14 protein-coding genes are annotated in these 13648 nt (G+C 68.7%); 5 read left to right on the forward strand and 9 right to left on the reverse strand.

From position 1 onward, the window contains the following. The 3 genes from MJQ72_RS42030 to MJQ72_RS42040 all read right to left on the reverse strand — a co-directional run bounded on the left by MJQ72_RS42030 (position 1) and on the right by MJQ72_RS42040 (position 2293). A complete protein-coding gene (locus tag MJQ72_RS42030; protein WP_240596396.1) occupies positions 1-330 on the reverse strand; it encodes a WXG100 family type VII secretion target in 330 nt (109 codons plus the stop codon). Beyond that, positions 330-947, reverse strand: coding sequence for a YbaB/EbfC family nucleoid-associated protein (locus MJQ72_RS42035; protein ID WP_240596397.1), 618 nt, complete (start codon positions 945-947; stop codon positions 330-332). Before MJQ72_RS42035 ends, MJQ72_RS42030 begins: the two co-directional genes overlap by 1 nt. Before the next feature lie 83 nt (positions 948-1030). Then, positions 1031-2293 (reverse strand): MFS transporter, encoded by a 1263-nt coding sequence (locus MJQ72_RS42040; protein WP_240596398.1) that lies wholly within the window; start codon positions 2291-2293, stop codon positions 1031-1033. 209 nt (positions 2294-2502) lie between these two features. On the opposite strand from MJQ72_RS42040, the gene MJQ72_RS42045 reads away from it, so the two are divergent. After that, positions 2503-3084, forward strand: coding sequence for a YqgE/AlgH family protein (locus tag MJQ72_RS42045; protein ID WP_007032276.1), 582 nt, complete (start codon positions 2503-2505; stop codon positions 3082-3084). Here the strand turns inward: MJQ72_RS42045 and MJQ72_RS42050 are convergent. Continuing rightward, a complete protein-coding gene (locus MJQ72_RS42050) occupies positions 3081-3503 on the reverse strand; it encodes an SdpI family protein (protein ID WP_240596399.1) in 423 nt (140 codons plus the stop codon). The genes MJQ72_RS42045 and MJQ72_RS42050 overlap by 4 nt on opposite strands. A 65-nt stretch (positions 3504-3568) precedes the next feature. Here MJQ72_RS42050 and MJQ72_RS42055 point away from each other — a divergent pair, with 65 nt between their 5' ends. The 3 genes from MJQ72_RS42055 to MJQ72_RS42065 all read left to right on the forward strand — a co-directional run bounded on the left by MJQ72_RS42055 (position 3569) and on the right by MJQ72_RS42065 (position 8563). Next, positions 3569-4720, forward strand: a complete 1152-nt coding sequence (locus tag MJQ72_RS42055) for an esterase-like activity of phytase family protein (RefSeq protein ID WP_240596400.1) — start codon at positions 3569-3571, stop codon at positions 4718-4720. Between the two features lie 169 nt (positions 4721-4889). After that, entirely contained in the window at positions 4890-7736 is a 2847-nt protein-coding gene (gene leuS / locus MJQ72_RS42060; RefSeq protein WP_240596401.1) for a leucine--tRNA ligase, read from the forward strand. An 89-nt stretch (positions 7737-7825) separates the two neighbouring features. Beyond that, a complete protein-coding gene (locus tag MJQ72_RS42065; RefSeq protein WP_240596402.1) occupies positions 7826-8563 on the forward strand; it encodes an SDR family oxidoreductase in 738 nt (245 codons plus the stop codon). On the opposite strand, the gene MJQ72_RS42070 is transcribed toward MJQ72_RS42065, so the two are convergent. Further along, positions 8564-9283 (reverse strand): TetR/AcrR family transcriptional regulator, encoded by a 720-nt coding sequence (locus MJQ72_RS42070; RefSeq protein WP_016338322.1) that lies wholly within the window; start codon positions 9281-9283, stop codon positions 8564-8566. A 96-nt stretch (positions 9284-9379) separates the two neighbouring features. Between MJQ72_RS42070 and MJQ72_RS42075 the strand changes: the two genes are divergently transcribed. Continuing rightward, entirely contained in the window at positions 9380-10471 is a 1092-nt protein-coding gene (locus tag MJQ72_RS42075) for a hypothetical protein (protein ID WP_240596403.1), read from the forward strand. Here the strand turns inward: MJQ72_RS42075 and MJQ72_RS42080 are convergent. Genes MJQ72_RS42080 through MJQ72_RS42095 form a run of 4 tightly spaced genes read right to left on the reverse strand, consistent with a single transcriptional unit; the run spans position 10455 to position 13612 of the window. Further along, positions 10455-11042, reverse strand: a complete 588-nt coding sequence (locus MJQ72_RS42080; RefSeq protein WP_240596404.1) for a DUF3558 domain-containing protein — start codon at positions 11040-11042, stop codon at positions 10455-10457. The genes MJQ72_RS42075 and MJQ72_RS42080 overlap by 17 nt on opposite strands. A 32-nt stretch (positions 11043-11074) precedes the next feature. Next, positions 11075-11473, reverse strand: a complete 399-nt coding sequence (locus MJQ72_RS42085; protein ID WP_240596405.1) for a hypothetical protein — start codon at positions 11471-11473, stop codon at positions 11075-11077. A gap of 10 nt (positions 11474-11483) precedes the next feature. Continuing rightward, the gene (locus MJQ72_RS42090) at positions 11484-12239 is read right to left on the reverse strand and encodes an ESX secretion-associated protein EspG (protein WP_240596406.1); all 756 of its coding nucleotides are present in this window, start codon (positions 12237-12239) and stop codon (positions 11484-11486) included. Between the two features lie 2 nt (positions 12240-12241). Beyond that, positions 12242-13612, reverse strand: a complete 1371-nt coding sequence (locus tag MJQ72_RS42095) for a hypothetical protein (protein ID WP_240596407.1) — start codon at positions 13610-13612, stop codon at positions 12242-12244. Positions 13613-13648: the final 36 nt, after the last annotated feature.

Below are 13648 nucleotides of genomic sequence, written 5' to 3' on the forward strand. Positions count from 1 at the left end.
CTAGACCTTCTTGTCCAGCGTCGACTTGATCTCTTCCTCGGCGTTCGTGAACGCGGTCATCGACCGTTCGACGTTGTGCTGCATGCCCCGCAGCGCCTCGACGATGTTCGCGAACCCCTCGGACGAGCCCTGCGCGCCCGGCTCGTAGTCCTTCGCGAACTCCTTGCCCGCGTCGTCGTTGCCCCAGCACTGGCCGAGCGAGTTCATCGCGGCCAGCAGTTCCTTGCCCGCCTCGTCCAGCTGGTCCGCGGCGATCCCCAGTTTGGCCGCGGCCGACTTCACCGCGTCCGGATCCGCGGTGAATCCGCCGCCGCCCCCACCGTTCGGCATCAGACCCCCCTGGTCAGCCAGCTCGAAGGCGGCTCTTCCTCATCGTCGTCCTGCTGGCGCACCCGTTTCGGAACCGGTTTCGGCGTCGGCGGTGCCGGCGGAGCAGGCGGTGGCGGAGGAGGCGGGGCGTCGTCCTTGATCATCAGCGGGGCGTCGAAGTCTTCGTCGGACTTCGCCGGTGCCTCTTCCTCCTCGGCCGCGAGGAAGTCCGGGATCGCCGGCATCAGCCCTTGGAGCGAAGGCGCGCCTTCGATGAGGTCCGACAGATCCGGCAGCCCTTCGGTGATCGGGGCCATCAGCTCGGCGACCTGCTGCTTGACCTGCAGCGATCCCTGACGGACCAGGGTCAGCACGGTATTGGCCAGCTGCGCGGGGTTGGTGCGCTCGAAGGCGTTCGGCTGGATCTCGAGTTTGGCGAGGGTGCCGGTCGCGTCGATGGTGGCGCGGACGAGGCCGTCCTGCGAGACCACCGTCGCCGATGTCTGCGAAGCGGCTTCCTGCGCGTCCCGTAGCTGGGCCGTCTGGCGCTCGAACTGTTCGAGCAGCGTGTCGACCTGGTCCTTCATGGCGGCATTACGCGCTTCGAGGCGTGCGCTGTCGTCGCCGGCCGTCGTCACTTGAGCCCCCGCTAGTGCTGGATCCCGGGCATACGCCACCCGGTGTCGGTAAGCGTCACCCTAATGCCAACGCCCGCCCCATATCACCGGATCTGGCGTTTTCGCCCGGCGAGCAGATGACCGGCGGCTCCCGCCAGGTAGAGCACGGTCGCCGTGAGGAGCAGCCCCGGCGAGCGGCCGTCGGCCGGGATCACCGTCGCGGCCAGCGAGACCGCGACGACCTGGGTGATGTTGAAAAGCGTGTCGTAGAGCGCGAAGACCCGGCCCCTCGCTTCGTCGGCGACGTCGAGCTGCACCGAGGAATCGACGCAGAGTTTCAGCACCTGCCCGGCCCCGGTCACCAGGAACGCCGCGAGCAACGCGGTGGGGATCGCCATCGGCAGCCCGAGCGCCGACTGCGCGACCGCCGCCAGCACCAGCGCCCCCACCACGACGCGGACCCTGCCGAACCGCTTGATCAGCCGGGCGGTCAGCAGTCCGGCGACGAGGATCCCGGCACCGGCGAACGCCGCCATCTGCCCCAGCCCCGTCATTCCGGCGGCGAAATGGTTGCGCATCAGCAGGACGGTCACCAGCAGCGAGATGCCGTACGACGCGCGATGGGCGAACAGCGCGACGAACCCGGCCGTGACGCTGGGCGTGCGCCAGGCCGCCTTCGCGCCGTCGGCCAGGCCTCGGGCGACGGCGAGGGCCGGGTTCGACGGCTCGTCGACCGTCGACGGCCCGAGCAGCCCGCGCGTGAATCCGGCGGCGAGGACGGCGGCGCCGATCCCGCCCAGCGCGGCGACGGCGGTGACCGAGGCGGAACCGGCGTCGTCCGCGCCGGTCAGCGCCCGGAGGCCGATCGCGCAGCCGCCCCCGACGACGGCGAGCACCGAACCCCAAGTGGCCGCGAAGGCGTTCGCGGCCACCACGGACTTCTCTTCGACGACATGCGGAAGCGACGCGGACAGCCCCGAGCCGATGAACCGCGAGACGCCTTCGGACGCCAGCGCCAGGGAGAACAGCCCGATCCCGGCCGCGCCCGTGCCCACGGCGACGGCCGTCGCGAGGATGGTGGCCGACCGCAGGAGGCTCGCGAAGATCAAGACCTTCCGGCGGTCCCAGCGGTCGAGGAGCGCGCCCGCGAACGGGCCGACGATCGAGTACGGCAGCAGCAACGCGGCGAACCCGCCGGCCATGGCGAGCGCGTCGGCGGCGCGTTCGGGGTTGAAGAGGACGGCACCGGCCAGCCCGGCCTGGTACATGCCGTTGCCCCAGTGCGCGGAGAATCGCGTGAACAGTAGTCGGAGGAAGTCACGGTCGCGGACGAACGCCCTGGTGGGCGCCGTGGCGGTGGTCGTCACGGGAGCAGCCTATTAAAGGTGGCCGATGCGCTTTGAGGTCGCCTCTCGGCGGCTATGCGCAGTGTGGCTCCAGCCGGACGGTATTCCACAAAGGCGGTTCTTCAGTGAGCCCGGGGGACACGGAAAGCGCACCGACCGTTGTGTCCAACGGTGCTCGTGATGCTGTTGTTCCCAGAGCCGGACGATTTGTCTCCGCTCGAAGTGGGATCATGGCGGACGTGCCAGCGGACGCCGAGGTCGAACCGGGAACGCTCCTGGTCGCCGCCCCCACGATGTTCGATCCCAACTTCCGGCGAACCGTCGTGTTCGTCATCGATCACCGGGACGAGGGAACGCTCGGCGTCGTGCTCAACCGGCCGAGTGACGTGCCGGTGTACGACGTGCTCCCGAACTGGGGCGGGCACGTCGCCGAGCCGCAGTCGGTGTTCGTCGGCGGACCGGTCGAGAAGAAGACCGCGTTGTGCCTGGCCGCGCTGCGGACCGGCGAGACGGCGTCGAGCGTGCCCGGCGTGATCGCCGTCCGCGGCCCGGTCGCGCTGGTCGACCTCGACACCGATCCCGAGATCCTGGTGCCGAAGGTCCGCGGAGTGCGGGTCTTCGCCGGCTACGCGGGCTGGGATTCCGGCCAGCTGGCGAACGAGATCGAACGCGACGACTGGGTGATCGTCCCGGCGTTGCCCAGCGACGTCCTCGCTTCGCCGCACCACGACCTCTGGGGCCAGGTGCTACGGCGTCAGGGCATTCCGCTGGCGCTGCTGGCCACCCATCCGGGAGACCTGCAGCGTAATTAGGCGGTGGCGGTGTCGGCCTTCTTGAAGACGCCGCAGGTGCCGCAGGCGCAGCCACTGCAGCCGGCGGGCCGCTCCGGTTCGGGCTCCGGCACCGTCGCGGCGGCGCGGTTGCCGAGCACTCCCCCGGCCGCGACCAGGGCGATCAGCCCGACCACGCCCACGAACGAGGCGAGCAGCAGCCCGAAGGTCGTCGGCATGACCAGCGCGGCGATCCCCGCGAGCACGGCGATCACGCCGCCCGCCAGCGTCGGGACCCCGGCGACCTTGTTGCCGAGCCGGAAGGCGTCTTCGCTGCGCATCGTGGCGGCGGTGCGCACGCCGGCGCCGCGGTCACGCGGCAGCTTCTCACGCAGGCCGAGGAACCCACCCCAGCCGACGAGGACACCCAGCACGATCGGGACCAGCGCTATGACGAACACTCCACGAGGATAAGCGTGACGTCCCGGCAACCTGCCGGATACCCTGATCGACTGTGCTACAGGCCATGTCACGCCGTGCTCTCACTCTCGCCCTGATCGGGGCCGTCCCCCTCACCCTGATGGCCGCACCGGCCGCCGAAGCGGGTCACCGTCCGCTTCGCCTGATCGGGGAACAGATCGTCCCGAACGCCCTGCCCTACGAAGGCACCGTCGTCGGCGGCCTGTCCAGCATCGACTACGACCCCCGCACCGGCGAGTACGCGCTGATCTGCGACGACCGCTCCGCCCTCAACCCGGCACGCTTCTACACCGCGAAGTTCTCCCTCGACGCCAAGGGCCTCGGCCCGGTGACCTTCACCGGCACCAAGCCGCTCCTGCGTCCCGACGGCACGCCGTATCCGCCGCTCGCGAAGAACGACCCCGCGCAGCCGCCGAACATGCAGACCATCGACCCCGAAGAGCTGCGCGTCGACCCCTGGACCGGCCAGTACGTCTGGTCGCAAGAGGGCGAGCGGTCGGCCGCGGCCAGGATCGACCCGTCGATCCGCGAGGCGGGACGCGACGGCTCCTACGTCCGTGACCTGCCGATTCCCGCCAACGAGAAGATGGCCGAGACGGCGGGGCCGCGGCAGAACCTCGCCCTCGAAGGCCTCACCTTCGCGGGCTTCGGGTCGCTGGTCGCCAGCTCGGTCGAGGGCCCGCTGCTCCAGGACGGCCCGGAGGCGAACACCACGTCGGGCGCCCTTTCGCGGATCACCGTGCAGTCGCGGTTCGGGCCGGTCCTCGCGCAGTACGCGTACCCGCAGGAGAAGGTCTTCGCGTCGCCGAACCCGCCCGGCGCGTTCGCGACCACCGGCATCTCGTCGCTGCTGGCCGTCGACCAGGCCGATCCGACCCGCTACCTGGTGATGGAGCGGTCGTTCGTCACCGGCGTCGGCAACAAGATCCGCATCTACGAGATCGACACCAAGGGCGCCACGAACATCCTGAAGACGCCCTCGCTGGCCGACGCGAAGAAGGTCAAGCCGGTCAAGAAGCGGCTGCTCGCGGACCTCGCGGACTTCGAACTGTCCACGGTGGACAACGTCGAGGGCATGACCTGGGGCCCGCGCCTCCCGAACGGGGAGCGCAGCCTGGTCCTGGTCAGCGACAACAACTTCTCCGCGACCCAGGTGACCCAGTTCATCGCTCTGGCGGTCCCCTCGGAACGCCTTTGACCTGGGCGTTAAACTGGACCCATGAACACGGCTCGGCTGCTCCTTAGCCTGCCGCGCTGAACTCGGTCCAACGGCCGGGACCAGCGCGGCGACCCTCATGCCCTCCGGGCTGAGGGGTCGAGTTGTTTCTGGAGTGGCTTGACGTGGATGAGCACGGAGGATTTCGGCGATGAACCAGGCGAGCGAAGGCGCCGACGCGGCCCCTCAGCACCGCTATACCGCGGAGCTGGCGGGCCAGATCGAGCAGCGTTGGCAGGACTACTGGTCCGACCACGGCACCTACCACGCACCGAACCCGGTGGGCCCGCTCGCGGACGAGAGCGGTGAGGTCCCGTCGGACAAGCTGTTCGTCCAGGACATGTTCCCGTACCCGTCGGGCTCCGGCCTGCACGTCGGGCACCCGCTGGGCTTCATCGCGACCGACGTCTTCGCGCGGTACCACCGCATGATCGGCCGCAACGTGCTGCACACGATGGGCTTCGACGCCTTCGGCCTGCCCGCCGAGCAGTACGCGGTGCAGACCGGGCAGCACCCGCGCAAGACGACCGAAGAGAACATGGAGACCTACCTGCGCCAGATCCGGCGCCTGGGGCTGGGGCACGACGAGCGTCGCCGGATTTCGACGATCGACCCGGACTACTACAAGTGGACCCAGTGGATCTTCCTGCAGATCTTCAACTCCTGGTACGACGAGAAGGCGGGCAAGGCCCGGCCGATCGTCGAGCTGGAGACCGAGTACGCCCAGGACAAGCGCCGGACGCCCGACGGCCGCAACTGGTGCGAGCTGACCCGCGCCGAGCAGCTGGAGATCATCGACACGCACCGGCTGGTCTATTTCTCCGAGGCGCCGGTGAACTGGTGCCCCGGCCTGGGCACGGTGCTGTCGAACGAAGAGGTCACCGCCGACGGCCGCAGTGAACGCGGCAACTTCCCGGTGTTCCGGCGCAATCTGCGGCAGTGGATGATGCGGATCACCGCCTACGCCGATCGCCTGGTCGACGACCTGGACCTGCTGGACTGGCCGGAGAAGGTCAAGTCCATGCAGCGCAACTGGATCGGCCGTTCGCACGGCGCGCGGGTCTCGTTCGCGTCCGGCGACAAGAAGATCGAGGTCTTCACCACCCGGCCGGACACCCTGTTCGGCGCCACGTACCTGGTGGTCGCGCCCGAGCACCCGCTGGTCGACGAATTGACCGCCGCCACGTGGCCGGAAGGCGTCGACGCCGGCTGGACCGGCGACGCCGCCACCCCGGCCGAAGCCATCGCCGAATACCGCGCCGCCGCTTCGCGTAAGTCCGAATTGGACCGCCAGGAGAACAAGGAGAAGACCGGCGTCTTCACCGGCTCCTACGCGGTGAATCCGGCCGACGGCAAGGAGATCCCGGTCTTCGTCGCCGACTACGTCCTGATGGGCTACGGCACGGGCGCGATCATGGCCGTCCCCGGCCAGGACACCCGCGACTGGGAGTTCGCCGAGAAATTCGGCCTGGAGATCATCCGCACGGTTCAGCCGACGGAAGGGTTCGACGGCAAGGCGTTCACCGGCGACGGACCGGCGATCAACTCGGGCTTCCTGGACGGCATGGGCGTCGACGAGGCCAAGAAGACGATGATCGGCTGGCTGGAGGAGAACGAGCACGGCCGCGGCACCGTCCAGTACAAGCTGCGCGACTGGCTGTTCTCGCGCCAGCGCTACTGGGGCGAGCCGTTCCCGGTGGTCTACGACGAGGACGGCCACGTCCACGCGCTGCCGGAAAGCATGCTGCCGGTCGAGCTGCCCGAGGTCGCCGACTACTCGCCGGTGACGTTCGACCCGGAGGACAAGGACAGCACGCCGTCCTCGCCGCTGGCCCGCGCCACCGACTGGGTCGAGGTCGAGCTGGATCTGGGCGAGGGCAAGAAGACCTACCGCCGCGACATCAACACCATGCCGAACTGGGCGGGTTCCTGCTGGTACCAGCTGCGGTACCTGGACCCGACCAACCAGGACGTGTTCGTCGCGCCGGAGAACGAGGCGTACTGGGTCGGGCCGCGGCCCGCCGAACACGGCGTCGACGACCCCGGCGGCACGGATCTGTACGTCGGCGGAGTCGAGCACGCCGTGCTGCACCTGCTGTACTCGCGGTTCTGGCACAAGGTGCTGTTCGACCTGGGCCACGTGTCGTCCAGGGAGCCGTACCGGAAGCTGTTCAACCAGGGCTACGTGCAGGCGTACGCGTACACCGATGCCCGCGGTGTGCACGTCCAGGCCGACCAGGTCGTGGAGCGGGACGGCAAGTTCTTCTTCGGCGAAGAAGAGGTCAAGCAGGAATACGGCAAAATGGGCAAGAGCCTGAAGAATGTCGTGACGCCTGACCAGATGGCCGCCGACTACGGCGCCGACACCTTCCGTTTCTACGAGATGTCGATGGGCCCGCTGGACGTCTCGCGGCCGTGGGCGACCAAGGACGTCGTCGGCGCGCAGCGGTTCCTGCAGCGCCTGTGGCGCCTGGTCGTCAACGAGGAGACCGGCGAGCTGCGTGTGTCCACAGTGGACGCCACGGACGCCGATCGCAAGCAGCTGCACAAGGTGATCGCCGGGGTCCGCGAGGACTACGCGGAACTGCGGTTCAACACGGCGGGCGCGAAGCTGATCGAGCTGAACAACCACGTCACCAAGGTCTACGGCGGCGCCGAGGCGACTCCGCGCGAGCTGGTGGAGCCCCTGGTGCTGATGCTGGCGCCGCTGGCCCCGCACCTGGCCGAGGAGCTGTGGAAGCGCCTGGGCCACGCGGATTCCCTGGTGCACGGGCCGTTCCCGGTCGTCGACGAGAAGTACCTGGTCGAGGACTCCGTGGAGTATCCGATCCAGGTCAACGGCAAGGTGCGTTCCCGCGTCACCGTGCCCGCCGACGCGGGCAAGGACGCCGTGCAGGCGGCCGCGCTGGCCGACGAGAAGGTCGCCGCGCTGGTCGGCGACGGCACCCCGCGCAAGGTGATCGTCGTGCCGGGACGGTTGGTCAACATCGTGCTGTAGCGCCGTGGCCGATTTGCGCCAGCGTCGAGGGTCATGAGGCGATTCGATGGAGTTGTTCAAGGACAACGAAATCGAACGGAGAACACCGCATGACCCTCGACGGCAAGGTGGCTTTGGTGACCGGCGGCAGCCGCGGGATCGGTGCCGCCACGGCGATCCGGCTCGCCGAGGACGGCGCCGACATCGCGCTCACCTATCAGAACAACGCCGAACTCGCGGCCGGCGTCGTGGACAAGATCAAGGCCCTCGGTCGCCGCGCGCTGGCGATCCAGGCCGACAGCGCCGACGCCGCGGCCGTGGTCTCCGCGGTCGACACGGCGGTCGCCGAATTCGGCAGGCTCGACGTGCTGGTCAACAACGGGGGCGTCGGCTTCGTCGGCCCGCTCGACCAGACGAGCCTGGAGGACATCGACCGCGTGCTCGCGGTCAACGTCCGTGGTGTCTACGTGGCCACCCAGGCCGCGGCCCGGCACCTCGGCGACGGCGGACGCGTGATCACCATCGGCAGCTGCGTCTCGGACCGCGTTCCCGGCCCCGGGATGTCGCTGTACGCGGTGAGCAAGACCGCGCTGCTGGGCATGACCAAGGGCCTCGCCAGGGAACTGGGGCCGCGCGGCATCACCGTGAACATCGTCCACCCCGGCCCGACCGACACCGACATGAACCCGGCCGACGGCCCCTACGCCGCCGACCAGAGGAGCCTGACGGCGTTCGACCGCTACGGTTCGCCGTCGGAGGTCGCCGCCACCGTGTCGTTCCTGGCCCGGCCGGAAAGCAAGTACGTGACCGGCTCGACCGTCTCGGTCGACGGCGGGCACGCGGCGTAGCTACTCGGTGGACAGGCCGATCTCGCGCGCGAGATCGGCCAGCATCGCGTCGAAGAGGACGTCCGGTTTCGAGAACGGGATCGGATAGTTGCCGAAGACCTCGAGCGTGACGTGCCCGTAGAGCCGGGCCCAGAACTGGATCATCAGGTACGTCACGCCGAGGTCGAGCTTTTCGAGCGGGAACGTCGCCCCGGACTCCTTCAGCACGGCGAGCAGTTCTTCTTGGAAGGACGTGAGATCGTCGCGCAGCTCGGCCGGGACCACGTCGTTCGACGGCGTCACCAGATCGTGCATCGCGAGCACCCGGCCCGCCGCCGCGAGGAAGATCCGCCCGAACGGCTCACCCAGCCTGCTCAACGTGTCGTCGCCCGCGGGTGAGGCGAAGACCAGCGTGAACTCCTTGGTGTGCGCGAGCGCCCAGCGCCGAAATCCCTTGCAGATCGCGAAAAGCTGCAGCGCGCCCTCGTCCGGCAGCTGCGCGATGTCCTCGGCGAGCCCGGCCGCCAGATCCGCGACGACGTCCGCGCGAAGATGCTCGACCAGATCGTCGCGGGAACCGTAGTAGCGGTACAACGCCGGCGCCGTGATGCCGAGCTCGCGCGCGATCGCCCGCAGGGTCACGGCCTCCGGCCCCTGCTCGACCAGGAGCGCCCGCGCCGTCCGGCGGATGTCCTGATCGGTCGCGGCCCGCTCGCGACCCCTGCGGCCGGTGTTGGTCATCCGCGCATTCTAGGTGGTCAGTACGGGATCGGCGGCAAATGGACCACTCCGGAGTGGGCTGGCTTCCGCGACGGCAACTCGTAGCGTTCCAGCTTGATGAAACGCGTACTTCTGCTGGTCGTGCCCGCCTTGCTCGGCGCGGCTTGCCTGCCTCGATCCGGCCCCGCCGACACCGCCGCCCCTCCTCCGCCACAACGCTTCCTGCTGAAGGAGACCCCCAGCGCCGAACCACCCGCGACCTTCCAGGGCGGATTCGTCCACAACGCGTGCGCGGTCCTCACCTCCGAGGTCCTGGCCGGCGCTGGGATGGAGTTGAAGGACGGTGTCCTCCAGGGCGGCGATCGCCTGAGCACCACCGACGGAGACCGCCCGGAGCTCGCCGGAACGGGCTCGTGGGTGAGTACCTGCGGTGGCAGCGTCAGCGTGTCCGGCGCACCGGAGCTGCCCGGCACGAGCGTGAACCTGAACGTCCTGCACTCGCGCTTTTCGCTGCGGATGGATTGGCGGGACGCTGTCCTGAAGGTCGGTACTCGCCGAGGGACCGACGACATCAGGGTGAGCCTCCAGACTGACTACAACATCCTGGAACTCGGCATTTCCGGCTTCACGAAGCTCCCCGACCCCGAAGCCACCTTGGCCAAGCTGCTCGACGGCATCCGCCGCAACGTCGCCCAAGGGCCGCGGTCCATGCCCGTGCGGAGCTATCCCGCGCCTTACGACCTCGTCGCCGACCCTTGCTCCGCCTTCCCGGCGGAGGTCTTCACCACGATCACCGCACGGCCGACCGACGGTCTGCAGCGGGATCTGTTCAGTTTGAGCGAAAACCCCGGCTCGAAGTACAACACGATCGAAATGCGCTGCGATCGTGCCGGTCAGGTGGACCTTTCGGAGGGAATCGCGCCGAACGTCTCCGTGAGCCAGACCGTGCTGTCCGTGCCGGACCCGGCCGCCGCCATCGCCGCCGTTCGCGAGCAGTGCGCTCTCGAACGCGGCGAGGCCTTGTCCCGCCCGATCAGCGAGGCCAGTTGCGGTCACTTCGGCGCCGACGGCGGCCAGGTCCTGTTCCCGAGCGGGCGCTCGATGGTGCGGATCAGTCTCATCGCCGCGAAAACCGATCCGGCCACCACCCGCGAAAACCTGGCCAAAGGCGCGGAGGCCGTCTATGCGCGGCTTACGCCCTCCCCTTGAGGTTCTTCAGGACTTCGGAGGCCACATCGCGGCCGAGGGCGCAGCCGTCCTTGCCCTGCTGAGCCGCCTTGTCGCCAAGGGAAAGGGAGACCGAGTAGGCGAGTTGATCGGAGACTCCGACCACGACGGCGCAGCCGTTGTCGTCCTGGATGTTTGTGTAGCCGATCGCCGGATAACCGTCGATGGGTTCGAGTTCGACCCAGCGAGCCGCATTCGGTTTCACGTTCTTGTAGGGGAGGCTGATTCCCTGATCGGATTTGGTCTGGTAACTGATCGTGAATCCTGCGCCGCTGCCGGATGCGGAGCTCCACCTACAGGCTGCGCCGAGTGCGTCGGTGCTGGGCTTGCCAGGGCTCGGTTCGCCGATGAAAGTTTCGAGTTGCTGAGGAGTCAGTGCGCTGTCACAGGGGCTTCCGTCGAGGACCTTGGCCGGCAGTGGGTTCTGGACAGCGGGTGCTCCGTTGTTCGGGACACCCGCGCTTGATGACGAGGCAGATGCGCCTGGTGTCGGCGTTCCTGGATTGGTGCGGTCGCCGTCGCAAGCCGACAGGAGCAGGGTGCCGGTGGCCACCAACGCGAAGGCGGCCAGCTGGTGTCGTGAGGTCAATCGATTGTCCCGCTTTTCTTGGTCGCGTCGGCTGCTTGCCGGTCGGCTTCCTCGGTCAGTCCCAGTGCTTTTTCCAGTCGGAGGATGAGTTCCGTGAAGTACTTCTCCTGGAATCGTAGATGCCCTTCATAGAATCGCCCGGTTTCGTTGACACCGTTCGGGCCGTTTACCGCGTGCCTGCTTGCTGGTTCATCGCCTGGTGGCGCGACCTGCGACAACTTTCTTGCAGCTTCGAACTGCTCACGGATGAAGTCGCGTTGGACTTGGCATTTCTTGAGCAAGCCCCGCATCTCGTCGCCGCTCATGGTGAAGCCCTGGCCACCGGCCGGTGCCGCTCCACCGCCCACGACGTCGTCACTGTTCCGGAACCAGACGTCCCCGAAGAACGAAGTCATCGAAATCCCCTTACTTCAGTCCGTGCAGGGTCGCGTAGAGGACGTCAACGAGGACATCCCGGCGCCCCGGTTCGAAGCTGACCAGCGGTTCGCCGTCCTCGCCGGGCAGCACGTAGGTGAGGACGCGTCCGGCATTTGCGGTGTCGACCACGGTCAGCGGAGTGCTCCTGGTGCCGTTGTTGGCCGCGTAGAGCTGGTGCACGCCGGTTCGTTTCGCCGCCATCAGCTCTCGCGCCGAAGGCAACGGGTCGTATTCGGGCTCTTCGGTCGGGTCCTCTAGATCGTACGAATCCTCGTAGACCGGCTGCCCCGAGAAGCGGGATTTCGGGATCTTGACCGGGTCGATCCGGGCCGCTTCGACCGGGGGCAACATGTCGACCAGCGATTCGGCGCCGTAACCGGGGTCGATGACGTCGATACGGACCTTCTCGTCCTGGCGGATCACCCGGACCGCGTCCTGGCCGGACGCCGACACGAGGATGTTCCCGGTCTCGTCCGACTCGATGTCGCCGAGCCAGGCGGTGAACCGGAGCGGGCCGGTGGCCAGCACGCGGAGGAGGTCGCGGAACTCCCTGGTCAGGGCGCCTCCGGAGGCCAGCTTCAGCTCGGTGAGGGTGTCGAGCACGGCGTCGTCGAGCTTCTTCTTGGTGTCCTCGGCGAGCCACAGGTGGTCCGGGCCGAGCACCGCGGGCGGAGTGCCGAGGCGCTCCCATTCCCACGCGGTGAGCAGGACGGTCTTCGGCAGATACAAAGGTGCTTCGAACACGATCAGAGCCCGATCACCGGCGGGACCGGCTTTGTCTCAGTGCCGCCGAAGACGCTGTCAGGGTCGGCTTCCTGCAGGTAAGAAGCGCGCTTGTGTTCCTCGTCTTCGCCGCCTTTGCCCTTGCCCGCACCGGCGCCCATCGGGCCCATCCCCGGTGCGCCAGGCCTGCCCGCGCCCCCGGCGGGACCACCGGGCATCCCGGGGCGGGCCACCTGGCCGGGCTGACCGGGAGGCATCGCCCCGCTGCCGCGACCGGGTCCAGGCGCCGAGCCGCTTCCCGGGCCGCCGGACGAGCCCGAGCCGGGCCCGAAACCGCCGCCTACACCAGGCCCGAAGCCCGGCCCGAAACCACTTCCGCCACCACCAGGGCCGAAGTTGGTACCGCCGCCGGTGCCGGGGCCGAAGGACGGCGGCTGGTAACCCGGATACGACGATGGCTGCGGAGGCGTGTATCCCGCCGCCCGCGTGCCGTCGTCGTACTGACCAGGGCGGAAGCCCGGATCGGAGGGCTGCGGGCTTGGGACCTCATACGGCCGTTGGTTCGGTGTTTCGGGACCGCCAGGCGGAGGCCCCGACGGTGGTGGCGGCGGCTGGACCCCGCCCGGAGGCGGCCGATACCCGTCGCCACCGGAATCCGAGCGCCCGTCGAACCCGCGCACTTTGCCGCCGTCGCCAGGACCGGGCCGGCTGTCGTCGACCTTGAAATCGCCGCCGTCGAACGCGCCGAGCTGCCCGTAGTCGATGGTTCGGCCGGCGTTGTTCGAGGTGGACTGCTCGTTGTAGGCGTGGTAGCGCTCGAGATTCGCCTGCGCTTTTTGGTTGTACTGGTTGACCTTGTCTTCGGTGTCGGTGTCCCACGGCGTCACGTCGTCGTAGGTGCCCGTGGTCGGCGGGTCGGCGGCGACTTCGCGGTTCAGCGAGTTCTTCAGCGACACGAACTGATCCAGCTGCGTCTGCGTCAGCCCCGAATTGCGCTCCAGGCTCGATGACGCCGACGTGGAGGAGTCGGCGAGCGGCTGAAGCTTCGCCCGCGCGGCGTCCGCCGCTCCACCGGTCCAGGCGGTCTCCAACGCCGCCATCACGTCGCGGGTCCCGTCGTGCAGCTGGGTCTGGTTCCGCGCTTGCTCACCACCGACCCTGCGCGCCTCTTCCAGCGAGCCGGTGCCAGGGCCGTTCACGACGGCTTCGAGCAGCTGCTTGGGCGTCAGACCGCCTTGATCGACCCCGCCGGAGCCGTCACTCGCGTTCGAGGCGACGATGCCGCCGACGATCGCGCCGACCGGCCCGCCCACGGCGAAACCGGCCACCGCACCGGCACCGGTCTTGCCGAGCAGGCCGGTGGCCGCCGCCCACACGTCCCCGAACAAACCCATCGAAGCCCTCCCCGGCCCAATCGGTCGATGTCGTGC

Origin of the sequence: Amycolatopsis sp. EV170708-02-1 (genome assembly GCF_022479115.1) — a bacterium.
Lineage (GTDB): Bacteria > Actinomycetota > Actinomycetes > Mycobacteriales > Pseudonocardiaceae > Amycolatopsis.